The sequence below is a fragment of the Ignisphaera sp. genome (assembly GCA_038831005.1).
Lineage (GTDB): Archaea > Thermoproteota > Thermoprotei_A > Sulfolobales > Ignisphaeraceae > Ignisphaera.
Genome location: JAWBKZ010000003.1, coordinates 147,435 through 173,736, shown reverse-complemented (window position 1 = coordinate 173,736; position 26,302 = coordinate 147,435). Strand labels below are relative to the sequence as shown.

Below are 26,302 nucleotides of genomic sequence, written 5' to 3'. Positions count from 1 at the left end.
TGCTATGGGGTGAAACTATGCTTGCTACTCCAAGGAATTAAGGCACCATGGCAAAGCATTGTATTAGCTTTCTTCAATACAGTTAAAGCTATGGAGACCAAGGAAAATGTGGCAAGAAAACCGGAGCTAGAATTCTATATAAGGTTTTTCGCAGAAAGACAGATACATACAGTGCTGAATGAGTATCTCCCAAGATTTTCAGAAGGTCATAAACTTTTACTTGTTTATTCAATTAATGAATGTGCCTCAAAAGTATTAAGGAATGTTTTAAAGGATGCTAAATGCAGCTTTTTGTACGAGACTTATGATTCATATCTAAATCAATTTTACGTTAACTACCTAAAGACAAAGATTGGTAAAGACAGAACTAATATATTTAATAGTATTGAATATGATAAGATGGTATTAGGGATTATCGGATGTAGCAATCTATTGATTAAGGATTAGGGTTTATGGATATATGTTCTCTGTGTTATGTTTAACATATTAATGAATTAACTACAGAAAATACTTTTAAATCCTGGTTTTGTGAAGCTAATGCAGGTGTGGATAAATGATGTTTGAGGAAGAGTGGGAAGAAGAAGAATGGTGGGAAGAAGAGGAAGAGTGGGAAGAAGAAGAATGGTGACAACCTCGGGCATATGACTAAAGCATTTTTTTGCTGTTTTAACTACCAGGTTAGGTTTCTAGAGAGGTTAACAATTAATGGTTAGGGTTGCCTCAATAGATTACGAACTTTGTAATCCACAGAAATGTGGTATACCGTGCATTAGGTTTTGTCCAATAAATAGAACAAGACCTTATAAAGCAATAGATCTTAGTGAGAGTAAGAATGGAAAACCACTCATATATGAGGATAAATGTATTGCTTGTGGTATATGCATTAAAAAATGTCCTTTTGCTGCAATAAGGATAGTGAATCTTCCAGAAGAAATAGAGGAAAAGCTTATCCATAGATATGGACCTAATGCATTTAAATTATATGGTCTACCTGTTCCCATAAGAGGAAAGTTTATAGCAATCATAGGACCCAATGGTGCAGGTAAGACAACAGCTTTAAGGATATTGTCTGGTAACATTATCCCGAACTTTGGTAAATATGAAGATGAAGCAAAGATAGATTCTGTACTTGATAAATTTAAAGGTACACAATTCTATGAATACTTTGCTAACCTTTATGCTCAAAATATAAAGATAGTTCATAAGATCCAGTACATAGAGTACATACCTAAATATGTCAAAAAGGATAGCGTAAAGTCGATTCTGGCAAAGGTTGATGAACGTGGATTATTTAGGGACGTTATATCAGTATTAAATATGGAAAACATTGTTGACAAGGATATTAGCATCTTAAGTGGAGGGGAGCTACAGAAGCTTGCTATAGCTGTTGCATTAATGAGAGAGGGAGATGTATATCTGTTTGACGAACCTACTAGCTATTTAGATATAAAAGAAAGGGTAGTACTTGCTAAAGCATTAGACGAACTTGTGCTCCGCAATAGGTACGTATTCATCGTAGATCATGATTTAACATTCCTAGACTATATAGCTGACAATGTTGTTATAACATATGGTGTGCCAGGTACCTATGGCATATTTTCAAATCTGTACCCAACTAATGCTGGTATAGACTACTATTTAAAGGGTTTCTTACCTTCTGAAAATATGAAAATAAGATCTGAGAGCATAACATTTAGATTACATGAATCTAGAAATGAGAAAGAAATAGAATATAGCGAGGTATTATGCTCTTGGGGAGCAATTAAGAAGAGGCTAAACAATTTCGAGCTCTACGTAGAGCCTGGAGAAGCACATAGAGGTGAAGTTATAGGTATTGTAGGTCCTAACAGCATAGGTAAGACGACATTCATAAGAACTCTTGCAGGCGAAATTAAACCTGATGATGGTTATACAACAACCGTAGCCCTTAAGTTAAGCTATAAACCTCAATATCTTCCAAGACAGATAGAAGGTTGTACAACTGTTGAAGAATGCTTAAAGAATACAAATAAGGATGCTCTAGATGAAGACAACTGGATGAATAGTGAAATAATTAAGCGACTTAATCTGGATAGGTTAATGTCTAAAGAGGTATCCATCTTAAGTGGAGGCGAGCTACAAAAATTCCATATAGCTCGTACACTAATACAGGAAGCCGATATATATCTTCTAGATGAACCGTCATCACATATAGATGTAGAAGACCAGTTGTCGGTATCTAGAGTAATAAAGCGTGTAGCAAGAATAAGAAAGGCATCAATATTTGTTGTTGACCACAATGTGTTGTTCATAGACTATGCTGTAGATAGACTTATGCTCTTTTCAGGAATCCCCGGCTCAAAGGGTTACGGAAATGCTCCGGATGTTGTTGCTAGAACATTCAATAACTTCTTGAAAGAACTCAATATAACTATGAGGAGAGATCCTCAATCAGGTAGACCTAGAATAAATAAACCAAATAGTTATCTAGATAGATATCAGAAATCTATAGGACAATACTTTTATCTAGATTAACTTAATTAACTTAGTGGAAATCGGTTCCCATATGGTGTATACTTTATATACGGTTAAACTCAATATATTAGTAAAATTTATTTTTAATAGTACATGTACGGAAATCGGTGTAAATTAAATGAGTGAAAAAACAACTATCTCAGTTATTAAGGCTGATATAGGTTCATTAGCAGGACACCACATGGTTCATCCAGACACCATGGCTGCAGCCGCTAAAGTTCTTGCTGAAGCAAAAAGTAAAGGTATATTAACAGACTATTACATAACACATGTTGGAGACGATCTAGAGCTGATAATGACTCATAGAAAAGGTGTTGATGCTTCTGAGGTTCATGAAACAGCTTGGAATGCGTTCAAGGAAGCAGCTAGAGTTGCCAAAGAACTAGGGCTTTATGCTGCAGGACAAGATTTGCTTACAGATGCGTTCTCTGGAAACGTTAGAGGTTTGGGTCCATCGGCAGCTGAGATGGAGTTTGTGGAAAGACCCTCGGAACCGGTAATAGTCTTTATGGCCGATAAGACTGAGCCCGGTGCCTTTAACCTTCCACTCTTCAGAGTATTTGCAGATCCATTCAATACAGCAGGGCTAGTCATAGATCCAAAGATTCATGATGGGTTTAAGTTTGAAGTATACGATGTTATAGCTGGCAAGTATGTTGTTCTTAATTCTCCTGAAGAGATGTACGATCTTCTAGCTCTTATAGGTACACCAGGAAGATTTGTTATAAGGAGGATATTTAGGAAGAGTGATAATGAAATTGGTGCAGTTGTTGCTGTAGAGAGACTGAATCTTATAGCGGGTCAGTATGTAGGTAAAGATGATCCCGTGGCTATTGTTAGAGCTCAGTCAGGTTTTCCAGCAGTTGGAGAAGTTATAGAGGCTTTTGCATTTCCACATCTTGTGGCAGGTTGGATGAGAGGAAGTCATTTTGGACCATTAATGCCCGTGGGTCAACGTAATGCCAGGTGCACAAGATTTGATGGTCCACCAAGAGTTGTAGCATTAGGGTTCCAGATAAAGAATGGAAGACTTATAGGGCCGGCAGATCTCTTTGATGATCCCGCATTTGATGAGACTAGAAGATTAGCCCAAACAGTAGCAGAATACATGAGAAGACATGGACCATTTATGCCGCATAGACTTGGTCCTGAGGAAATGGAGTACACTACATTACCACAAGTACTACAGAAACTACAGGATAGATTCACAGAAGCTAAACTATATCAAGTTAAGGGACCTAAGGTTAAGACAGAACTACTGGAGTAATATATCTTTTTTATGTTTCGTATTTAATTAATGAAGGTCATTTTAATCTAAACAATGGAATCCTCTTGTATGGGGTAATGTGTATGAAGCCTCCCGTACTGGCAATAAATTATAAAGCTTACAATACATCTTTTGGGTCTAAAGCAATAGATATAGCTAAATATGCTGAAAAAGTAGCAAGAGAATTTGGTATAGAGGTTATAGTTGTACCTCCGGCTACAGAATTAAGGAGCATGATTAAAGAGATCTCTATTCCTGTATATGCTCAACATGCCGATCCATACGATTTTGGTGCATATACTGGTTGGCTTCCTATATCAGCTCTTAAAGATATAGGGGTTAAAGGTGTACTAGTTAATCATAGTGAACATAGACTTAGACTTGATGAAATTGTTGCAATAGTTGAAAATGCGAGAAAGTATAACCTTGAAACGCTTGTATGTGCAGATACGCCTATAGCGGCTGCAGCTATAGCTACACTAGAACCTACAGCAATAGCTGTAGAACCTCCAGAGCTTATAGGGACAGGCGTAGCTGTCTCTAAAGCTAAACCAGAGGTAGTTACAAATACTGTAGAAAAGGTTAGAGAAGTTAATAAAGAGGTAATAATACTCACAGGTGCGGGAATATCTTCTGCAGAAGATGTAGAAGCCGCAATAAAGCTTGGAACAGCAGGTGTTCTGGTGGCGTCAGCTATAATGAAAGCTAAAGATCCTTCAAAAGTTATAAGAGATATGGCTGAATCAGCTTATAAATCATATTCAATTAGTAGGTAAAGCATTTCGCCATCTTTGACAAATAATCTTACCCTTTTCATTATTAAGGATGCTGGAGATTCCATATTGTTACTCAAATCCTTTTGTACTAGTCATGGGTTTATGCTTTACCCATTATTGGATTATGTTATGGTTTATGGGCTTACACAGAGTTAATCGTTTCTAATCTATTTTTAAGTTGTTCAACATATCCACTACATAAGCTAAGAATAGGGTATCCAAATGAAGATAGCGTTTGAGGATCTCTATGTACCTGATACTACTATAATAATAGAGAGAAGTTTGTCTAGAATCGTGAAGGAAAAACATATAAAAGGCAGGATAGTCATACCTAGAGAATTCATAAATTATTTCGAGAATAAAGCTCTACAAGGAAGTGCTTTAGGGTTACTCTGCATACAAGAGGTGTACAATACTATAAGCATAGCTAGAAATGAGAACGATATAGAGATATCGTTTATAGATTCCGGGTACCGCGTAGATACCATAAATGACGTTTCTCTATTAGATCAATTAGCTAGAGAATTAGCTAAGAAGATTGGTGCAAAGATCCTAACACATAGCGAAATGCAGAAAACATTATGTGAAATAATGGGCATAGATGTTGTTTTGCTTCAACGATCTATTGACGAAGAACTCTGGTTTGAGAAATATTTTGATCGCAATACTCTAAGCCTCCACATAAAGGAAGGATCCCCGATTCTTGCAAAGAAGGGACGTCCTGGTGAATGGGTTCTAGCTGTAGTAGACGAAAAGCCTCAGTCGAGAGATATTGTTGAGTTGTTAATTGAAGAGATAGTTAGACGGACAAAAGCTGGTGAAGGATTTATAGAGATAGAAAGTAAAGGAGTAATGTTGCTACAGCTTAGAGATTATAGGATAATTATCGTTATGCCACCTATAGGTACAGGGTATGAGATAACGGTAACAAAACCAATAATTAGGCTAAAGTTAGAGGATTACGGCTTGCCATCTAAGGTTGTGAAGAGATTAGATGAGAGGGCAGAAGGTATCTTAATAGCAGGAGCACCAGGTATGGGTAAGACTACATTTGCTCAGGCATTAGCAGAATACTATAGCCGTAAAGGAAAAATTGTGAAAACAATAGAGTCTCCAAGAGATATGAAGCTACCACCAATTGTGTCTCAATACTCGAAATTCTATGCATCATCAAGAGAGCTTCATGACATTCTTCTCCTTAGTAGACCTGACTATACAGTATTTGATGAAATGAGAGATGATGAAGATTTCAAGATATATGTTGATTTAAGATTAGCAGGTATAGGTATGATAGGAGTAGTGCATGCTACATCTCCGATAGATGCTATACAAAGGTTTATAGGTAGAGTTGACATAGGTATGATACCTAGTGTTATAGATACCGTTATATTTATAGAGAAAGGTTCGGCATCTAAAATATACGAAGTTGGACTTACTGTAAAGCTTCCCACAGGTTTGCGTGAAGCTGATTTGGCTAGACCTGTAGTAGAGGTTAAAGACTTTTTATCAGGAGAACTTGAGTATGAGATATATGTATTTGGTGAACAAACAGTTGTTGTACCAGTTAAAAAGGTTTTGAAAGAACAGAAATCACAACATGTTGCTGAACTTGTGAAGAAATATATTCCATATGCAGATATAGAGGTGAACAACAAAATCGTAATCTTAAACATACCTAAGTCACTATATACAGAAACTGTACTAAAATCTATCAAACGGATTAAAAAGAGGTTAAATAAAATGGGCTACGAAATCGAAATCAGAATACCATAAAATCGTTATAGTGATGGTGTATTGCAAGAGAATCTTCCAAAGAGACGACAACGTGGAATAAGTGCTGAAAGAGAGCTCGTAAGGAAGCTGTGGAAATTAGGTTTTGCTGTTGTAAGAGGTCCAGCTAGTGGTGCTAAAATCAGGAGAAGTGTATATCCAGATGTTGTAGCCATCAAAAATAGACACATCTTTGTGATAGAAGTTAAGAAGAGATCTAAACTAGATCACATCTATATAGATAGAACACAAATTGAAAAACTAAAAGAATTTGCTAGACGAGCTGAAGGTGAAGCAGTTATTGCTGTAAAGGTAGCAGAATTACGTTCATGGAAAATAATACCTCTCGATATCATCATGAACAATACTGTAGAAGTATCTAGTGAGAAAATAAGAATAGATAAAGAGATGATAAAGAATGCAGAAGACCTTATAGAGTATCTTAGAAAGAGGATAAATGTAAGTCTAGATGCATACACTTCTAAATCTTCTATTCATATTAAAGATGGTTATGATGACGTATAACAATCAATATCTATTGTACCGTAATCATATCATAAGTATTGTTTAGCTGATAAGCTTCTAGACTAAGTTTGTGAATATTCTGTTATATCTGCATATTCTGTTCTTAATCTGATACCAACTCCCGTATCATTTATAGTTTTACTTAGATCAACTCTATCTGCTACAATAGTGGCTAATCCTAAGATTTCTTTCAGCATATTTATTTCAACATAGAGTTGATCTTCGTATTCTTCTGCTTTCTTTAATATATGTACAAGCTTTGGTAAAACATCAAATGCGAATCGTCTAAACACCTCTACATCAGTTGTACTAATGTTCTGCTTTATACTCATGTGTTTTAGTTTTTTAAGCCAGTAACCTAGCTGAAGACTCTTCATCTGTATCTTAAGCATCACTACCTCAGGTTCATCAACATCTGCAACTATTCCAGCAACCGAGTTTAACGCTCTTTCTATTTCTTCTAAATCTTTAAATCGATACCATCGCTGATTACCTGATTTGTATGTTGTCTCTATAATTCCATATTCTTTTTCTAGAGCTCTTAACATCATAGAAGGGTTATAGCTAAAGTTAGTTTTCTCAAGTTCTTCTACGAGAGATCTATACTCAAAGTCGCCAAGAGTGTTAGTTCCCTTCAATCTATTCATTTTTGTTATTTTTATTGCCGTAGACAGAACTATGTAGAGTTTCTGACCATATCTTTGATAAGCATCAAGAATAATCATATCTATAGGCTTTATCGTCATAACTATTGATACCTACACATTACTATACACTTCACACATATTCCTATAATATATATGTTAATATAGATACGTCTTATTGTGAGACTCAATTTGTAGAGTAATACCTCAATAGTACACTATCATTATCTGTAAATATAAACACTTCAGATATACCTCCTGTCATAATGCATTCTATGGCTATTAAGAAACATTCTAATTCATGATCATTGGTATACATATCTATACACAAAATCATAAGCTTTACAATCCCAAAAGCCTTGCCGTTTCAAGGGGTTAGCTGAGTATCTAGCTATCCAGATCTCGGAAACGTGCAGAGGTACCACGATTTTCATTTACCAAACCTCCATCCCTCAGGAAGTACTAGGTATTCGGGTAAATCATTGTTCACATCTAGTGCATTCTGCTTTAAACCCCCTAACGCAGGTTCATCACATGCTCTAGGAACTCTTAACTAGCTTGAAATTCTCTCACTCCCAGAGAACTTCAATTACAGACAAACAAACTCCTTTCTTAGACTTTCTTAAGATGCTCGAAACCACGTGGGTGAACTTTATAAAAAGCGCATTTCGCTACATAGCGGAGGAGCACCTGGAACTTCTTGGAGGATTCTACACTTCTTTTATAGCTTAACGCTATTCGATGCAGGCTTTCTCGTAAGTATCCTCTGTAATAAATCGTCGCTGACAATAGGCTTCTCCGATCACTTCAACCTATTTTTAAGTTTCGGAGACCATGTACACCGCGGTTTGGAGCGTATCGTACATATAATGGAATGTAGTTTATGCACTGCGATCAAACGTTCTTTTCCACCTCTAAGTAAGCTCGGAGAAGGTTGTGTAGAATTAGATAAACATCGCCAAAAGTGAGGCTCGAAGAAAGCTCAGTACCCTGTTCGGAGGCTTTCTCGCCGAACATTAAGCAGACCTCTGATGATATCTCTTTGAACTCTCCACATAGTTGAACATAGGAGGAGGCAACCCTATGGAAAAAGAGGGAGAGAATTTGTAAAAGTAAAAATTACATAAAGTAAAATTTATAAATAGGGAAAATAAAATTCATAAGCCAGGTGGAACTGTGAAACCGCGGGGTAAAATCCTATATGTACTTTCAGCAGTAATACTTGTAACAATCACAATTGTGTTCACCATATTCCCTTCTTCTCCTATCTTCCACACTAATGATGTGAATAGCTATGTGTTCAAGGCTGACCTGGGAGATCTTGCGAAAGAAGTCTCATTCTACTACGTAGAGTACTTGTCACCCGAATTCCTGAGTCTTTTGAATAATGTAGGACTTGATAAAGCCGTGAAGCAACTGGACCGTGATAAAGCTGTGCTCGAGAGATCCCTAGTGTTTGTTCACTCAAAGAGGGTTGCGAAGAACTTACCTTGGTACACAGAGCTTCTAACAAGGATTCTAAGTACTTGCAGAAAATGTGCTGTAGCATACTTGAACATAGATCCCAAGGTAAGGGGGTTAGAGGCTGAGGCTGTAGACTCATACTCTGCTGTTCTCAAAGCATTAGGCTCCATTGGAGTTGAACCCATTATCCCTCTAAGCCCTGATCAACCTGTAAACAATGATAAGCTTGGAATAGGGCTCATTCACCCGGTGCTTGAGAGTGCAGATATGATAGTGTTCACAGCTGATCCCCCTGGATTAATAATTGTTGAGACCCTCAGCGTTAAGGACTTTCACATAGTACTTGGTGCTGTACTAGAGTGGAGTGAGCTACTATCTCAGAGCGAGATTCCACCTGAAGCACGCATACCGCATCAAAGTATGGTCTCAGGACCCACTAATATGCTACTACTGGGGTACATAGGGTGGATCACGAATTCAACGTACGGAAGAGGTTGCGGCGAAGAAACCGGGAGGCAGTATGTTTACACTAGGTACTATTATGGTAATGTCACAGCAGCTACTGGAGTTACATACCACGTATGGTACGTGTACACAATGCATGCTGGTGTAGGATTTAAAACAACGTGTACCTGGCAAACCTATAATCACTACCCTAGGCTCTTCGAAACCACTATACACTGGCGAACTGATACGTGGCCTGGTCAGGTTCTAGACGACTGGCAACCTAAGAATGTAGGTTCGGCTCGTACAATACAATACTCTATGTCAGCTGGTATTAGCGCTGGTACCAGAAATATGCAGGTCTCTGTATCCTACAGTACAGGCTTTACCGAGCCCTACGCTCCATATTTCACTGTGACGGATCACACGAACCCTGATATGGGTAGAGTTAGAGTAAGGCACTGGGTTGAGAGGGGCGGATTTAGTGAAAGCCGTTTAAACAATATGGTGTTTACTGTAGAGCCAAGCTCATTTGGCTTCCTTGATCCAAACAAACCAGGCGGAGTCATGCCGATGATAATATACCAGTCGTTCTACATGGAACTAAACACTGGAGACAGCGTAAACATTGCGTTCCAGGCATATCTTCGGGACAGTAGCTACTCTGTCTACATAAGGTCTTAATAAGGTCCTTTTAATTTTTAAACACACTTTTTCATAAAGTTCACTGACCTCCTCGGAGCTTTATCACATCACTTGAATTCTCCTGATGATGCTAGATAAGAGCATCCACCCGTGTTCTATCATTCCAAGCGCTCCTCTAGCACATTCTTTTTCGGTGAACTTTTCAACGCTATCTTGGTTCAGCTCTGATGCAGGTTTATGTTGGTTGATTTCCTTGCCTCATCTCTGTTTCCCTACATCTCGCTCGGGTTCTCATCGGGCTTGGAGGCGTTCAGGAGCACCCCTAGCACCCCACATCTTGTGTATCTGTAGAACAGGTTTATACATGCAATTACGTCTCTATTGCCTATGAATCCGCATTTAGTGCATTGTAGTACTCTATCATCACTTTAGGGCGGGGATAACGTGGTAAGGTTTATAAGCTCTGTATTCTTTAGGTATCGAGAAACCATATCGAGAAACCATATCCCTGAGCCCCCTATGTGTGGGGTAATGCGCTAAGACCAGGCGCAGGGCTGAATCCCGAGAACGGGAATGTAGCTCCAAATCTCCCCAGAACCCTCGTCCTTTAGGACTGGGAGGAGGTCAGTAGATTAGTCATAGTGATAGAGATAATTAGTATCATGTATTAATCGATTATGGTTAAGTGGGATATCAATATATGGTCATATGTAGCGTCTGTGGCAAAAATCAAGCCATATTTTTTCAGAAACATAGTGGAAGAAGGCTATGTAGAGAATGTTTCATTAATGATATACGTTATAGAGTTAAAGAACAGATATCACGTTATTCTATGATAAGTTCTGGAGATAGGGTAGTTGTAGGAGTCTCTGGTGGCAAAGATAGTTATGTTGTACTACATATACTTTCAGAAATAGTTAATCCTAACAACATAATTGGTGTAATGATAGATGAAGGTATAGCTGGCTATACACGTGAAGATATGTATATTGCGGTAAGAAAATTCTGTTCAGATATTGGTGTAGACTGTATTTATGTATCTATGGAGAAAATCCTAGGCTTTAGTGTTGATAGGTTTATGAAGTTTTATCTAGAATACGCTAAAGAAAACAATGTGTACTCTATATCTGCATGTACTTATTGTGGAATAGCTAGGAGAAGAATTTTAAACATGTATGCAAGAGAACTAAAAGCAAACAAAGTGGTTACTGGACATAATCTTGATGACGAGATTCAGACATATATTATAAACATTATACGTGGTGATGTAATGAGGCTTGCACAACTCCATCCATTAAGTGAAACACATAGCGACAAACTGGTTAAGAGAGTTAAACCATTAAGAAGTATATACGAATATGAATCTACATATTATGCATACCTACTTGGATATACTTTTCAAGAATATGAATGTCCCTATATAGTAACAAGACCTACACTCAGAACAAAAGTTAGAGATGTATTGATTGAGCTAGAGAAGCTTTATCCAGGTGTTCAGCTAAAGCTTTTAGAATTCTTGGACAACACAATAGCCAACATACTCGTGAAACCACGTATAGCTTTACCTACCTGTAAAATTTGTGGAGAACCAACATCACCAAATAGATCGATATGTAAGTTCTGCGAACTTGTCGAAGATATCAAGAAAATATTGCATAAATTATACTAAACTTATATCGATTTGCATGGCATTACTATGGTAATTTTTAAGTCTATAAAAATATCTAAGGTTTCTGGTAAAGCATTAATGCGGTGTATATAGGTGGCAATAGTAATTCAAAGAGAACATACTGATACTGTGTACTATGTGCATAACTTTGTTGAGGATAAGGTGCTTTGCAATAATAGTAAAAATAAAGAATCCATTATCTCGAAAATAAGTCTACCTACCCCTGAAATTGAGGCGGCTTATCTAATTCTTTCAATTACTAGATCGGTAAATATCGATGTTATGAAGTGGAAAATAGCTCTCAACAACGTAATCCTAACACGAGAATTTAAACCACATATAGAGAAGACGGTGAATGAAGACTATACGCAGGCTGTTTTCGTATATGATGTCTCGAAAATTGTGAACAGTAATGACGTTTTGCTAAGGATATTATGTAATGCAAAAGGTTACATATATCTAGATGGTGCAACACTAGTAGCGCTCTTACGTTATAAAGGTTTTCATATACATATGTACTGTGAAGTAGATCCGTATACATTAGTTAATCCAGTTCAAAAACCACTCACTATTGTTCCATCTTTCAAAGCCAACGAAATTCTTTTGAATATGGGAGTGACATCTCCATCAAATAGCTTACTAAATGTAGCTACATATGGTGGCGAGAAAAAGATAAAGTTGTTTAAAGGATACAATGTTTTTGAAGTGAAACTGGACAGAAATGACGTTACAGCGTTTCGCATAATCAGTGATAATGAGAATCTAAGACACATATTCTCATGCACTATCTTTAGGTACTCAGAGTTTCCAAAAATAGTTGTTGAGGATCTGAGAATTGAAAAATCGGCAATAAAGTTTAGGCTTACAAATGTAGGTAACAGTAGAAGTGATAAACTAGAGTTACTAATAATTAGACATGGTATTCCTATATATAGAGTATCGTTGAAGTCCTTAGAGCCCCAGGAACATTTGGATTACGAAATCGGTATAGAGAGTATTAAACAAGCGAATGTAAAGACTAACGGTGTCGTTTTACGTATAGTTTGGTCTAAAGCATACCAGTTATTCGAACAGGACATACCTATCAAGATAAAAGAATAAGTTTAAGAACAGCTTATAAGCTAGAAATCATTGGTAATCTATGGTGCAGATAATGACTAACGAAAATATAGTAATAATTGTAATACCTCCTCCCACGGCTAAGATGCCTAGGATAACAAAATATAGGGGGATGGCTACGGTGTTTAGAGTAGGGAGAGGATATAGTATTGGTGAAATAAAAGAAGCAGGCCTTACACCATATCTAGCTAAACAACTCAACATACCTATAGATCCAAAGAGGCGTAGTATCCACAAAAATAATGTCGAAAACCTTAGAAATATTGTAAATCAAATTTCTGATCTAATTAATGCTAGGAAAACTAAACCTGCAAAATTGGTAGTCAAACAAGAAGTAAAGGGATCTGGCTCTGAGCCTAAAGGCTAAATTGAGCATTTATCTCTAGTATAGAAATGTAGTTCCTGAAGTATTTCTACAACTATCTTTATGCAATTGATGATATCTATCATAATGAAATTCATTAATTAATCTCATCTAGAAGCATATCATAAACTCTTCTAGCTATTTTCATTGTAGTAGAGATGTAATCAGTGTCAGCTCTATACCAGTATTCTACATGATATATTTTTCCTTTTAGGAGTTTCACCATAAGGACAACACATCTTAAGACATTAGCTATATCAAGTACAAATTTTTCATTATACACAGGATCTTCTTCTGATTCATGGTAAGCTAGAGCCCAGGGTGGTATTGTGATACCGAAACTATTCATTATTGCCATAAGATTCTGTATTACGGCTAAGGCGCCAGTATCATTACCTACGGCTATGAATCCCGCTACCTTACCCTCTACTTTGCTGCGTCCTTCAATGAATATAGCGTTTTCTAGAACCGTTAGTCTGTCTATAAAGTTTTTTAGTGGTCCCGGAACATTGTACCAATAGATAGGTGTTACAAATATAAATCCATCACTCTTCAATACGATATTGTATAGGTTCCTCATATCATCATCTATGATACATGGAAGTACACAGAATTTAATATCATCAGATACGCAACCTAAACATGGCTGTATGTTGTATTCGTAAACATTTATAGCATTAATATTTATTTTTTCCACCTCTTTTCCTAACTCAATAATGAATTTCTCGACAAAACCTACAGCCCCGTATCTTCTTGGTGAAGCTGAAACCAGTAGTATATTGATATCATTATCCATTATCCATCACTTAACGAATCTATGCAAGATCTTTGCCTTTGTTTATGATTGTTGTCTAGATATAGTAAGGGTTTATAAGTATTGTTAACAGACTGCTCAGTTATATAGTGTTAGTGCTAGCATAGGCTCAAAGATCTTGAAGGTCTTTCGAAGTCGTATCATGATATTCGTATAAGGATATTATGTAATGGAGTCGAAAATAGCAACTTTATGATTCCTACGAATTAATGTAGAGGTTGAGTTATAAAATACCTAGAGCTTATAAATCGTTCTTGTTACTAGAAACTTGCTACAAAAGGTTGATGCTTATGGGTGGTCGCCAGAAAACAACCCTATTTATTGTGAAAGAAACTGTGGCGCAATCAAGTGCCTCAAAGCCTAGTGAGCAACAGAAGAAAAAAGCTAAAAAATCCAGCTAATAGCAAGTGTGTCGTGTCTAAGGTTCCGATACAATAATATTGTAAGTAGGTTATGGTGTGAGTAATACATGGCGCATAGAAAGACTAGTGCACCTAAGCGCGGTAGTCTAGGAGTGAGGCCACGTAAAAGAGCCAGTAGAATTGTGCCTAGAGTCAGAAACTGGCCTAATGTAGCTCTATCATCATATAGACCTCTGGGGTTTCTAGGTTATAAGGTAGGTATGACTCACGCAATTATCGTAGATGATAGACCTGGTAGTATTACTGAAGGAAAAGAGATCATAGTACCTGTAACTATTATTGAAACGCCTCCTATGATGCCTATAGCTCTAAGAACTTACAAGTATAATGGTATCGGCGGGCTATCTGTATTTACAGATATATGGGTTGAGGTCCCTGAAGAGTTGGAGATATGGCGCAAAGTCTCCACATACAGACCAACAAGAGATGTAGATAGCAGGTTGCAGATTATTAAGGAGAATATTGACAAGATAGCTGAAGTTAGCGTTATAGCAGCATCAATGCCTAAATATACTGGAGGATTAAGTAAGAAGAAACCCGATATAATTGAGATAAGAATTGGTGGAGGAAAATCTGTAGATGAAGTAATAGACTACACAGTCAGTATACTAGGTAAAAAGATTTCTGTGGATCAAGTGTTTTCTCCAGGTCAATTCATAGACGTAATAGGTGTTGCAAAAGGGAAAGGTTTCCAAGGAGTTATAAAGAGGTTTCACGTAAAAGAGTTACCAAAATGGCATAAGCATAGAAAAGGTAGTAGAAGAGTTGGTAGCAGAAGTCCTGCAGAAGGAGCTATGTCTGCTGTACCCCAGCCAGGCCAGATGGGATTTCATAGAAGGACTGAGTACAATAAGAGGATACTTGCTATAGGTAATGATGGTTACAGTGTTACTCCTTCGGGCGGCTTTCCTCACTATGGCATAGTCAGATCAGCTTACGTAGTAGTGCAAGGTAGTATTATGGGCTCTCCTAAAAGGCCTATAATCCTCCGATGGCCTATTAGGCCACCTAAGTGGTTACCCCAGGGACCTCCCACCATAAAGTACATTAGTTTAGAGAGCAAGATAGCTGGGTGATGTATATATGGACAGATTGTGGATTGTATATCCTGCAGAGAAAAAGTATGGAACTCTTGTCGATATAGATGGAAATATTGTTGATAAAATTGAACTTCCACTAGTCTTTAGTTTACCCGTTAGAATAGATGTTATTCGTAGAGCAGTTCATTCAGCTTTAACAGCAAAACTTCAACCAAAAGGTAGAGATCCTTTAGCGGGTAAAAGGCGTGTTGGCGAGTCTTGGGGTATAGGCTATAGTGTTGCAAGAGTACCTAGATTAGATAATGGTAGAGCTGTTTTCGCACCTAACGTGAGAGGAGGTAGAAGACAATTTGCGCCAACAGTTATGGAGAGAATACATGAAGAAATAAATCGTAAAGAAATGAAGTTGGCAATAATGTCTTCTCTAGCTGGTCTAGCCGATCCTAAATTCGTGTTCAAGAGAAGTTATGTGGTTCCAAAGAGTGTAGAGAACATACCTATAGTAGTTGTCAACAGTATCGAAGATATATCAGCAACAAAGGATCTCAAGAAGTTCTTGGTAAGGCTTGGTCTATGGGGAAATATCGAGAGAGCACAAGAGATGACACGTATAAGAGCTGGTAGAGGTAAGATGCGTGGAAGACGTTATGTAGAGCCTAAAAGTCTCCTCTTCATAATTTCAAGTAGTAAAGCTCCATTAACGAGAGCTATAAGAAACTTGCCTGGTTCAGATTACGTTACACCAATGACTCTGAACATATTGAAGCTAGCTCCTGGAGGTCTACCAGGAAGGTTGAGTATAATCACAGTAAAGGCTCTGGAAATGATATCGCACTTGTTTCCGGTGGAAAAAGCTTGAGTCCGAATACCTCATCCATAATAATTAACGTCATATCTACTGAGAAAGCCTATAGATTAGCTGAAAAACATAACTACCTCTTATTTAAGGTTCGGCGTGAAGCAGATAAGGAACAGATAAAGGAGGCTATAGAGAAGTTGTACAATATTACTGTTGTTAAAGTAAATACTGTAATTGATAGAGATGGCTATAAGAAAGCTTATGTAAGGCTTGCACCAGAGTATAATGCCCTAGATATACTCGATAGATTATCTAGATGATATCTATTTATAAGCGCTTAACTGGTACTATGTTCGTCGGGATTCATAGAGGGTTGTCAAATGAGTACGCAATGCTGGGATATACCGGCTGAATGGAAGAAGTTTAGGTATAGAGGTAAATCTCTTAAAGAGCTACTGGATATGTCTATGGATGAATTAGCAAAAATTCTACCAGCAAGAGCTAGAAGAAGTTTAATTAGAGGGTTCTCACCTTCACATAGAAAACTTCTGGAAAAAGTGATTGAAGCAAGACAGAAGCTTATAACAGAGTGCAAAGAGGTTGTAATTAAGACAAGCGTAAGAGATATGGTGGTTCTTCCGATAATGGTTGGACTTAAGATAGCTATACACAATGGTAAAGAGTTTGTGCCTGTAAGAATAGTGCCGGAGATGATAGGTCATTATCTAGGAGAATTTACTTCAACAACCAAACAGGTTAAACATGGTGAGCCAGGTCTAAAGGCTACTAGAAGCACTTTGTTTGTTGCCCTTAAGTAATGTGGTGAGAGCCATGGGTAAAAGAATACGGATTCAGAGACTAGGTAGAGGAACATCTACCTACAGAAGCCCTAAACATCTAAGGATTGCACCAGTAAGGTATCCAACATCATCAAATGAAACGCTTAAAGGTGTGGTAGTGGAAATAGTTCATGAACCAGGTCGAAGTGCTCCCATTGCTTTGATAGAGCTTGAAAATGGTGAAGAGATATATAATGTAGCTGTTGAAGGACTTATTGTGGGTCAGATGGTGGAGATAGGGCCCGGAGCCTCTATATCCATAGGCAATATCCTCCCGTTGAGAAGTATTCCGGAAGGAACAAAGGTATGTAATATAGAGGTTAGACCTGGTGATGGTGGTAAGCTCGTGAGAACAGGTGGGGGTTATGCTATTATTGTAGGCAAATCATCTACTCATGTCACACTGGTTCTACCAAGTGGTAAACAAAAACAGTTTCTACTTGATTGTAGAGCGACAATAGGTATGGTTGCCGGTGGTGGTAGGATTGAGAAACCTCTATTGAAAGCTGGTAATGCTTACTACAAGTGGAGAGCAAGAGCACGTAAATGGCCTAGAGTGAGAGGTGTAGCAATGAATGCTGTAGATCATCCACATGGTGGAGGTTCTCATCAGAGTGAATCGAAACCTACAACAATATCGCGTAATGCACCTTCTGGATGTAAGGTTGGCCATATAGCTGCTAGAAGGACGGGTAGGAAGAAGGGAGCCCATTAGACTCTATAGAACTTCTTTAGGAGTTTTTCAACGGATTCAAATCCTTGTTGAGTAGACATCAGTATTTTTGTTCTATACTCTAGATCTGCCTCAATATCGTCTATAAGTAGCCGTCTGCTTAATCTCTTGAGTATATAGCTAGTGTATATAGAGTCGTTCTCGGGTCCATATATTTCTCTCCATTCATCATTAACCCGTTCATATACTTTCCAAATCCTTCTAGCGAGACTGTTTTCTATACGTATACGTGAAACGAAGATCAATAGTGCTGTATTTAGCGACAACATTGTGTACAGATCTCTTGGCAATAGATTTCTTACAGCCATTTCATATTCTTCGGGAGAAGATGCATGAAATGTCGTAGTGGAGCCAGAACCAGAGGCAACAGCTCTTACAAGCGCTGATATCTCTCTACCTCTAACTTCGCCAACAACAAGAATATCTGGTCTATATCTTAATGCTGTGAAGCATCTCTGAAGTATCTCTTCTGATGATTCTCCAAAAAATTGTATGAACCTTGATCTTGTCGGCATCCTTATCTCCATAACATCTTGGACAACTATTATCTTCCAGTTCGGGTCTGTAAGCTGAAGAAAGGCATTAAGAATAGTTGTTTTACCTGTTCCACTACCACCTATAATGCCGTAGAATAGTTTCGCGTCATTCACGAGCCATATTAGTGCTGCTAGATGAGGTTCTACAACTTTCTGATTTATGAGGGTAACAATATCTATGGGGGTATCGGGAAGCTTTCTAATACTAAATGTGGGGCCTCTACTCACAGGATTGCCCAGGGTCACTGAAAGTCTGTGTCCTTCAGATAGTACTGTATGTATTTCTGGTTTAGCTAATGAGATACTTTTGCCACCTTTGAGTGCTAGTCTCTCTACATAGCCTCTAGCCTCTTCTTCACTACTGAACTGTATATTCGTTAAAAGTGCTTCAAAAATAAGGAAATCTCTATGAATAACAGTTACAGGTTTCCTCCAATCACAAAGTTCTATATCCTCTATCCCTGGATCCCTAAATAAGACGTCAAGAACTCCATAGCCAAAGGAATCCCTCTTTACGTAATACATGAGCGTTTCTCTACATTGTCTAAAGGAATCTCTGAAACCTAATCCAGATGCTATAGTATCGACAGTATTTTCGAGAGTTTCTTCAGAAGAGACATCAAGTAGCGACACATAGAGTGAATCCATGATCAAGGGGTAAAGCTTTCCGCATACATCATCTACATGAGGCTCTAGAACTAGGTATCTAGCTGTATTCTGTTTATCTACACAGATAACAACTTCAGCTAAACCAACCCTATATCTACTCAAAACATATCCACATACATCATCTAGATTAGCAACAACTAGTTTCTTTAATCTAGGCTCGATATCCAAAAAATCTGCAGAATCTTTTCTCAATCTACACCCCAAAGGTATACTGATATTAAAAATGTAATTTTAAGATTCAGCATTTCCGGCTCTCTTCACCAATCAAAAGACCCTCTGCTCATCACAAACACAAGTATTACAAGTATTGTATGGTAGCCGGGCGGGGATTCGAACCCCGGTCACGGGGGTACTCCACCTAGCTATAGGCTCCAGAGCCCCGCATCCTTGGCCGCTAGACGACCCGGCTTCAAGATGTAATGTAGTTGTTGCAAATTTATTAGCTTTTTGTACAATGTTTAAGATAGCATCTTCTCCTCTGTTCATGAATCTTTATCGTTTTTAAGCTTCCTGTTTTTCTGTGTCTATTTAGCTGGGGTTGAGAATGGGTTTTATGGATGTATTAGCGAAGATAGGTCTAGTAGTGCCCTCAGCACCTAGACCTGTACGTAGACCTAGTCTCGGTAAGAGGCTTCTCTTTACGGGATTAGCGGCTGTAGCATTTATTTTGTTATCAGCAACACCTCTCTATGGTATTCAACGTGTAGGTGTTTCACCTATATCTCCTATGATCTCTATAGTTTTGGCTATGGCTTCAGGTACCTTGGCTCAACTAGGTATAGGTCCTATAGTTACATCTGGATTAATTCTCCAGATACTTGTTGGTGCAAAGATCATAGATATGGATCTAAATGATCCTGAAGATAGACGTAAGTTTACTTTAGCAAACAAAGGTCTAGCGATAATTTTGGCTATTGTAGAGGCAGCAGGATTTGTTGTAAGCGGTATATTCTGGCATATTCCTCAAACAGTATCTGTATGGGTTAGGGCTGCAGTACTCCTTCAGCTTCTATGGGGCTCAATAATAATAATTGTGCTTGATGAAGCTATACAGAAAGGCTGGGGTCTTGGTAGCGGTATAAGCTTGTTTATATTGATTGGTGTTGCTCAGAGGTTCTTTAGCGAGCTTTTGGCTCCCCACAGCATATCTGAAGAAATAGCTATGCCTTACGGACTCATACCATATATTGTTGAGTCTGCTAGAAACGGTTATATTAGTTTCTACGATATGTTTATAGGTAGGCTTTTCTATGGATATCCTTCTCTCACAGGGCTTATAGTAACTATAGTTCTTATAGCTGTTATAACCTATCTAAGTGTTGCACGAATAAATATACCCATAACTGTTGCACGTTATGGAGGTATAAGGACCAAGGTTCCGCTACAATTGATGTATGTAACGAATATTCCTGTACTTCTAACAGGTATCCTTATATCTAATGTTCTACTGATACTCAATCTCTTAAGAAACTATCTAGGTATAGATCTAGTTAATGTAGCTGGCCCCTATCTATCATCACCAACTCTCGCCAGATTCTCTATATATCCGCTCCAGTCTATGATCTATGTAGCTTTATTCCTTGTTCTCTGCATAGGTTTCGGTATACTCTGGATAGAGATAGCGGGTCTAAATCCTGAAGCACAGGCAGAAAACTTGATAAAAGCTGAACTAAATATCCCAGGCATGAGGAGATCAACAAAGATACTAAGCTCGTATCTAGCCAGATACATATATCCGCTAACTATATTCAGTTCTATAGCTGTAGCAGTAATAGCTCTGGTAGGCGATATCTTTGGAAGCTTCGGTACCGGTACAGGATTGCTGTTAGCTGTAGGTATACTTTACAACTATTACCAGATACTTGTATACGAAAGAACACTAGAGATGTATCCACTACTGAAGAGATTTATAGGCGAATAACCTTTGCGTATATACTTAGCTCTAGCACTAGCTATAGCAATATCCATGAACACATTAGCTCTCTACACAATAATTAAGATATTAAGGAAGTATAGTTCGGTTAAAGATGGCTCAAAGATAGAGAGAAGCATGAGGAAAGCTTATGTCAGTAGAAAGAAGAAAGAGATAGCAGTTACACAGATCAAGAGAATAAAGAGTACAGTATTTAGATTGAGCTTCTATCAATTCTTAATACCTATGTCAATATTCATAGCATCGATATTCATATACATATTTGCAGCATCCATAGTCTATACCGAAGGAAATCCGCTTGTACTTGAGATAGCTAATACATGTATAGCTCCAATACCAATACAGTTTCCAGATAACAATAGAGGTACCTGCTCAATGCAGATGTCGTGGATATTCTTCCTAGTCTTCCTCTTATATCTACCACTATACACATATTACGCAAAGAAATATCTAGAGTAACATTAATTGATATCTATACTTATTTCTCTCTATAATTTCAGCTGCGCTAGATATAGATTATAGATGGATTACACCAATAACTGCATGTTTGTTAAGCTGTACCGAAGCTCATGTTTTATGAATAACAAATAATCGATTCTACAGAATGTGAAAGAACATAGATATCTATTTAGCTGAACTGATTACCAGAAATAGAGAGCCATCTTTTATCAAAGCTTTTATTTCTGAAACTCTTCAGAAACACTAAAGAAGGATTAAAGAAGGTGTCTTTAATTGGTTAGACCACTCTATAGATCTAGATCGTATAAGAGGGTATATAGAAGAACGCCTGGTGGAGAAACAGTTATCCATTACGAGAAAAGAAAGAATACCCCTATGAGGTGTGGTAGATGTGGGGCCATGCTACCTAGTGTACCTATGAAGGATAGTGAAAGAAGAAAACTGCCTAAGACAGCTAAAAGACCTGAGAGAATGTTTGGAGGAGTGTTGTGTTCTAGGTGTCTTAGAATAGTATTGAAGAGAGTCATCAGAACTACATTCTCATCTCAAGTTGTACAGTAAGTAACGCATTCTATATTCCTCACATATCTTATAAACCATATCTAGTAGATACAGCTGGAATATAGCTATCTACTGTTTGGGTAGAGAGTCTTGGATATATCTAGACTAGTTGTAGCGATAGGTGGTCCACCGGGAAGTGGGAAAACAACTATAGCTAAGCTTTTGGCAGAAAGACTAGGGCTTAGACACATATCCGTGGGTTTCTTCTTCAGAAAGCTAGCTCAAGAGAGAGGAGTATCTATAGAAGAGTTGAGTAGAATAGCTCAACAAGATCCATCAATAGATCTCTACCTAGACAATATGGTTATAGAAGAAGCAAAAAAAGGGGGTATAGTTATAGATGGTCATGCAGCTCCATGGCTATTAAAGGGACTAGCGCATCTAAGGATAGCAGTTATAGCGAAACCAGAAATACGATACAGAAGATTATCGGAAAGAGATAGAAAACCATTTGAAGAAGTTGTTAGAGAAACAAAAATGAGGGAAGAAGTAGAGAGAGATAGATACAGAAGATATTATGGAATAGATATAACCGATTATACAGACTTCGATATAATCATAAACACAGAGAGTTTTTCTCCTCAAGAAGCAATAGAAATAATTCTAAAAACTCTAGAGATTCTAGCAAAAAGAACTCTAAATCGTTAAACACAACATTATGCCAGGTAATACTCTTTCTAAAGATCTCTAACAACAATCTACTACCTATACATATTTCGATGAGGTAGGGATTAGTTACCATATAATGCACCATATTATCAGTATCATTGTGTAGCATCATGTTTAAGATTTATATAGCGCTTTATACTTAGTATAGATGGTTGTAGAGGATATGTCTACACATATTAGGAATCTACGTAGAGGTCTATCAGATACAGTAGCTCTAGCAATATTGCTTGGAGTAGCTGTGGCTCTATCTGTATCTTTTCTTAGCTATATGCAGAGTGATTACAGTATACAGCAGAATCTACTAGTTATCCAGAGGGTTATTGAGCACGAGAGGTTAAGCACTATTGTGAGACTTATTAATTCTTCGAAAGGATCTATAGCTCTACTTTTTAGAAGACTTGACACCAGCAACAAGATATGGCTTACGTTATTCAATGGTAGTAGCTATATCAATTGTTCAGATGTTGTTAGAGATGTTGTTGGTGGAAGGATAATCAATAGATATATGCATAGAGTTGATGATGTTACTGTAGTATCTAGAGACACTATCTATAGCTTTAAATACTATGCTAGAGCTAAAGGATATCCAGATACAGGCTATATAGAGATATGTGAGCTAGAGATAGACAAAAACGCTGTTCTAGTTCTACAGCTAGCAAAAGAACTAGAACCAGTAGCCAAAGGATATAACAAAGTAGTGGTTCATTCTAATAATCGTGTATGGAGATTATATGGATCTATAGAGTTTAGAGTTGCATACCTGGGCAATCCTAGAGGAACACATATATCAGTTAATGGTAGTTGGTACCAGCTTAAAGAAGGAGATATTGTTAGAGTTGATGTAAATACAAGGATAGGAAAGATAGATCTAACACCACAACAGCTTCCAAATGGTCAGATAGGTGCATGGATTCTATCGTTTAACGTTTCTGCAGAAAGAGTATATATAAATAATGCTCTACTCGAGAGAAATGTTAATGTAGAGATAAAAAGTGAGGTAGCTATAGACATAGATTCGCTAAGATCAACACTAGCTATAGAGATAATGCCTATACCACCAGGATTCGTAAGAGTAACATACGGAGGTTCAACACTTGTTGATTACTGGAACAATAGCGACTATATAAAGGTTGTAGACTGGAAGATAGACAGCTCTACCCAAATGGTTCTACAACTTGATAGCAACAATCTACATGCCGAAGGTATAGCTAGAGCTGTTTATATAGGTTCTATGCCAGATGAAGCTAAAGTCGATAGATTATCAATACTTGTTGTGACTTATATAAACAATGTTCCACATCTAGTTGAGGAATATGATTACAAGTTTAGTTAGGTTTTTTATCTATCTAGAGTAGATTATATATGGTGTAAGGGATTATGGTTATGTTTGTAAAGGGTCAGAGTGAGTTACTTACAACATTCATGTATATAGGTCTTGCAGTTGTTGTAGGTGTAGCTATGCTTAGTTACTTCTCTTCAGTACTTGCTGGCTATAGAAGTCAGCTAGATTTATTGAATAATCTTCAGATAGAATCTGTTAATATATTTGTTAGCGAGATATCTTATGATGATAGAGCATCTACTCTATGGCTCTTGTTCAAGAGAATTGATGGATCTCTAAGTGATTTTTTTGTTGCTGTTGATGTAGGTACATCTTATCTGCCTTGTAACTCTATCTCTTTCTATAATCCTCGTGAAGATAGTGATGGAGTTATATGTAATGATGTTGGGAGAGACTGTATATATTCTTCATCTATATACTCTGGATCTATGGAGAGAGTGTATGTGCCTTGGGAAGGATCTATAGTTGATTTCCGTTCATATGCAAGATCTATGGGCTTCACACTTTCAGATACTATACATATCTGTAGAATTGAGAATGTATGTAGATACACATCTACTCAAGGTCTATGTAGAGATAGCACTATAGCCAGAATACAGCTTCCAGAAACATCTATAGCCAGAATATTTATAGTTACGATCCATGGTGGTACACCCTATATTGTTGGTGTACATGAGGTGGCTCTAGGATGAAGGGTCAGGGAAACATAATAATAGCTATACTATTCTTCTCAATTCTAATACTATCAGTAATACCTCTAACAGTTCACATCTACTATGCTTTACTAAATAATCAACAACTATATGAAAACCCAACAACCAGAAGAGTATCAATAGCTATGAAAGAGATGAGTAGAGATATTAGGGCATTCCTTAATACATCAAGTTCAGAACTATATTTAACCAATATAGGTGGAACAGATATAGAGATAGAGAAAGCAATTCTACACATATCTTGTGAAAACACAAACCACTATATAGACACACATATACAAACAACAATAAAGTCAGGACAAACCGTTCTGATATCCATACCAATTCCATCGCTATGTCAAAACCAAAGAACAGTAGCTCTACACCTAATAACAGTAGAAGGATCAGTAATAAGTAGCACAGTATTAACACCAGAAGATCTACAGAAAATACAATCACAACTCTTCAATACAACAATACCTATAGGAATATCTTCAGCAATACAGCTCATACCCATGAAACTAGCACCAAATGATGAGATATGGAACATATCTATCTTCAGAAAATCATTCAACATATCTACTCTAGACAATAGAGATAATCCAACAAGAATATCACAATTCACAGACCTAGGAAAAGGTATGAGTGGAGGAACAACAACAAAACACATATGGAGCCTACAAAATGTATATACAAACACAGAGATAAGAATAAATAATTTGAACATAAGGAATCTATGGATAGGTTATGATCCTAGAAACACATCAAGATACAACATACTCATAACAGCGGATAGCATTACATCAAATGTATTATCAATAGGTGGCAGAGGGGTAACAACAAACACTTATACAAGGATAAAGATATACGGTTTTACACCATCAACATCTCAAGAAATTCTACGACTTAGAGAGAAAAGCATTACACGACCAAGCCAAGATATAGCTGATTATACATTCAACAATAGTGCATTGGTTTTGAGTGGTAGAGCTGATAGAATCGAGATATATGTACGTTCAACAGGTTCAGAATCAAGCTACAATCCATACATAATGCTCATGAACACAGACAAAAGCTCTGGTTCAGCAGGAATACTATTTACATCAATAGACAGAACAGGGGGATCTTACAACACTAGAAATGAAGATGTTGATTCTTTACTTGATTATTCTACACAAGCTCTTGTCCTGGTGTATAGAGATTATGTTGTATCTAATTATGATAGTAGTGCTGTTGTTATTGCTGTTAACTATAGGTTTCATGATAATGAGGGTAGCGATGCTACTGGAATATCTGTCGATAGACCTATAATGCTTGTTGGTCTTGTTGACGAGAATGGAGCTATCTATAGCTATAGAAGCTATACTTTTAGAGAGTTAACGAGATACGAAGATACTTCTCCACCAACAGCACAAGCACAAAGTAGCTTAGTATTCATACCTCTTCCACCGAGAGAAACTGGTGAAAAGAAGTTCTATGTGTTTATAGCTATCCAAGATCCTTATCACTATAACGGTAATCTAGATGATCTTGATTTCACTCTCTATATAGAGTCTCTATCTATATTACCGATAAGCTGATTTTAGGTGAAGT

The 26,302-nt window shown here is 37.4% G+C and carries 25 protein-coding genes and 1 tRNA gene; 22 read left to right on the top strand and 4 right to left on the bottom strand.

Features of this window, described 5'->3' with window-relative positions; all coding sequences use genetic code 11:
- Nucleotides 1-21 precede the first annotated feature (21 nt).
- From QXK50_04225 to hjc, 6 genes are all read left to right on the top strand, one after another.
- Nucleotides 22-447 carry a hypothetical protein gene (locus QXK50_04225; GenBank protein MEM2008372.1) on the top strand — a complete coding sequence of 142 codons (426 nt, stop codon included), beginning with the start codon at nt 22-24 and terminating at the stop codon, nt 445-447.
- Nucleotides 448-705: 258 nt separating this feature from the next.
- Nucleotides 706-2,514: a ribosome biogenesis/translation initiation ATPase RLI gene (locus tag QXK50_04220; protein ID MEM2008371.1), complete on the top strand. Its 1,809-nt coding sequence runs from the start codon at nt 706-708 to the stop codon at nt 2,512-2,514.
- A 118-nt stretch (nt 2,515-2,632) separates the two neighbouring features.
- A complete protein-coding gene (gene fbp, locus QXK50_04215; protein MEM2008370.1) occupies nt 2,633-3,781 on the top strand; it encodes a fructose-1,6-bisphosphate aldolase/phosphatase in 1,149 nt (382 codons plus the stop codon).
- Nucleotides 3,782-3,864: 83 nt separating this feature from the next.
- On the top strand, nt 3,865-4,557 hold the full coding sequence (gene tpiA, locus QXK50_04210; protein ID MEM2008369.1) for a triose-phosphate isomerase: 693 nt from the start codon (nt 3,865-3,867) through the stop codon (nt 4,555-4,557).
- A 222-nt stretch (nt 4,558-4,779) separates the two neighbouring features.
- On the top strand, nt 4,780-6,330 hold the full coding sequence (locus QXK50_04205) for an ATPase, T2SS/T4P/T4SS family (protein ID MEM2008368.1): 1,551 nt from the start codon (nt 4,780-4,782) through the stop codon (nt 6,328-6,330).
- 21 nt (nt 6,331-6,351) lie between these two features.
- Entirely contained in the window at nt 6,352-6,852 is a 501-nt protein-coding gene (gene hjc, locus QXK50_04200) for a Holliday junction resolvase Hjc (GenBank protein MEM2008367.1), read from the top strand.
- Between the two features lie 62 nt (nt 6,853-6,914).
- On the opposite strand, the gene QXK50_04195 is transcribed toward hjc, so the two are convergent.
- Nucleotides 6,915-7,598 (bottom strand): hypothetical protein, encoded by a 684-nt coding sequence (locus tag QXK50_04195; GenBank protein MEM2008366.1) that lies wholly within the window; start codon nt 7,596-7,598, stop codon nt 6,915-6,917.
- A gap of 1,074 nt (nt 7,599-8,672) precedes the next feature.
- Between QXK50_04195 and QXK50_04190 the strand changes: the two genes are divergently transcribed.
- From QXK50_04190 to QXK50_04175, 4 genes are all read left to right on the top strand, one after another.
- Nucleotides 8,673-10,088, top strand: coding sequence for a hypothetical protein (locus tag QXK50_04190; GenBank protein ID MEM2008365.1), 1,416 nt, complete (start codon nt 8,673-8,675; stop codon nt 10,086-10,088).
- 661 nt (nt 10,089-10,749) lie between these two features.
- The gene (locus QXK50_04185) at nt 10,750-11,718 is read left to right on the top strand and encodes a TIGR00269 family protein (protein ID MEM2008364.1); all 969 of its coding nucleotides are present in this window, start codon (nt 10,750-10,752) and stop codon (nt 11,716-11,718) included.
- Nucleotides 11,719-11,811: 93 nt separating this feature from the next.
- Complete coding sequence (locus tag QXK50_04180) at nt 11,812-12,819, top strand: hypothetical protein (protein MEM2008363.1); 1,008 nt, start codon at nt 11,812-11,814, stop codon at nt 12,817-12,819.
- 52 nt (nt 12,820-12,871) lie between these two features.
- The gene (locus tag QXK50_04175) at nt 12,872-13,204 is read left to right on the top strand and encodes a ribosomal protein L13e (protein ID MEM2008362.1); all 333 of its coding nucleotides are present in this window, start codon (nt 12,872-12,874) and stop codon (nt 13,202-13,204) included.
- A 94-nt stretch (nt 13,205-13,298) separates the two neighbouring features.
- Here QXK50_04175 and QXK50_04170 read toward each other — a convergent pair whose 3' ends face one another.
- Nucleotides 13,299-13,997 (bottom strand): flavodoxin family protein, encoded by a 699-nt coding sequence (locus QXK50_04170; GenBank protein ID MEM2008361.1) that lies wholly within the window; start codon nt 13,995-13,997, stop codon nt 13,299-13,301.
- A 487-nt stretch (nt 13,998-14,484) separates the two neighbouring features.
- Here QXK50_04170 and QXK50_04165 point away from each other — a divergent pair, with 487 nt between their 5' ends.
- From QXK50_04165 to QXK50_04145, 5 genes are read left to right on the top strand one after another with little or no spacing between them, the layout of a single operon-like run.
- Nucleotides 14,485-15,513 (top strand): 50S ribosomal protein L3, encoded by a 1,029-nt coding sequence (locus QXK50_04165; protein ID MEM2008360.1) that lies wholly within the window; start codon nt 14,485-14,487, stop codon nt 15,511-15,513.
- A 7-nt stretch (nt 15,514-15,520) separates the two neighbouring features.
- The gene (gene rpl4p, locus QXK50_04160; protein ID MEM2008359.1) at nt 15,521-16,336 is read left to right on the top strand and encodes a 50S ribosomal protein L4; all 816 of its coding nucleotides are present in this window, start codon (nt 15,521-15,523) and stop codon (nt 16,334-16,336) included.
- Nucleotides 16,333-16,596 (top strand): 50S ribosomal protein L23, encoded by a 264-nt coding sequence (locus QXK50_04155; GenBank protein MEM2008358.1) that lies wholly within the window; start codon nt 16,333-16,335, stop codon nt 16,594-16,596. Before rpl4p ends, QXK50_04155 begins: the two co-directional genes overlap by 4 nt.
- A gap of 60 nt (nt 16,597-16,656) precedes the next feature.
- Nucleotides 16,657-17,094, top strand: a complete 438-nt coding sequence (locus QXK50_04150) for a 30S ribosomal protein S19 (GenBank protein ID MEM2008357.1) — start codon at nt 16,657-16,659, stop codon at nt 17,092-17,094.
- A 13-nt stretch (nt 17,095-17,107) separates the two neighbouring features.
- Nucleotides 17,108-17,830 carry a 50S ribosomal protein L2 gene (locus tag QXK50_04145; protein ID MEM2008356.1) on the top strand — a complete coding sequence of 241 codons (723 nt, stop codon included), beginning with the start codon at nt 17,108-17,110 and terminating at the stop codon, nt 17,828-17,830.
- On the opposite strand, the gene QXK50_04140 is transcribed toward QXK50_04145, so the two are convergent.
- Complete coding sequence (locus QXK50_04140; GenBank protein MEM2008355.1) at nt 17,827-19,245, bottom strand: type II/IV secretion system ATPase subunit; 1,419 nt, start codon at nt 19,243-19,245, stop codon at nt 17,827-17,829. The genes QXK50_04145 and QXK50_04140 overlap by 4 nt on opposite strands.
- 120 nt (nt 19,246-19,365) lie before the next feature.
- A tRNA-Gln gene (locus QXK50_04135) sits at nt 19,366-19,462 on the bottom strand.
- A 135-nt stretch (nt 19,463-19,597) separates the two neighbouring features.
- Between QXK50_04135 and secY the strand changes: the two genes are divergently transcribed.
- From secY to QXK50_04100, 7 genes are all read left to right on the top strand, one after another.
- Nucleotides 19,598-20,974 carry a preprotein translocase subunit SecY gene (gene secY, locus QXK50_04130; protein MEM2008354.1) on the top strand — a complete coding sequence of 459 codons (1,377 nt, stop codon included), beginning with the start codon at nt 19,598-19,600 and terminating at the stop codon, nt 20,972-20,974.
- A 3-nt stretch (nt 20,975-20,977) separates the two neighbouring features.
- A complete protein-coding gene (locus tag QXK50_04125; protein MEM2008353.1) occupies nt 20,978-21,445 on the top strand; it encodes a hypothetical protein in 468 nt (155 codons plus the stop codon).
- A gap of 273 nt (nt 21,446-21,718) precedes the next feature.
- Nucleotides 21,719-22,006, top strand: a complete 288-nt coding sequence (locus tag QXK50_04120; GenBank protein ID MEM2008352.1) for a 50S ribosomal protein L34e — start codon at nt 21,719-21,721, stop codon at nt 22,004-22,006.
- 90 nt (nt 22,007-22,096) lie between these two features.
- On the top strand, nt 22,097-22,654 hold the full coding sequence (locus tag QXK50_04115) for an AAA family ATPase (protein MEM2008351.1): 558 nt from the start codon (nt 22,097-22,099) through the stop codon (nt 22,652-22,654).
- Between the two features lie 184 nt (nt 22,655-22,838).
- Nucleotides 22,839-24,008 (top strand): hypothetical protein, encoded by a 1,170-nt coding sequence (locus QXK50_04110; GenBank protein ID MEM2008350.1) that lies wholly within the window; start codon nt 22,839-22,841, stop codon nt 24,006-24,008.
- Nucleotides 24,009-24,052: 44 nt separating this feature from the next.
- The gene (locus QXK50_04105) at nt 24,053-24,709 is read left to right on the top strand and encodes a hypothetical protein (GenBank protein MEM2008349.1); all 657 of its coding nucleotides are present in this window, start codon (nt 24,053-24,055) and stop codon (nt 24,707-24,709) included.
- Nucleotides 24,706-26,289 (top strand): hypothetical protein, encoded by a 1,584-nt coding sequence (locus tag QXK50_04100; protein ID MEM2008348.1) that lies wholly within the window; start codon nt 24,706-24,708, stop codon nt 26,287-26,289. Before QXK50_04105 ends, QXK50_04100 begins: the two co-directional genes overlap by 4 nt.
- Nucleotides 26,290-26,302: the final 13 nt, after the last annotated feature.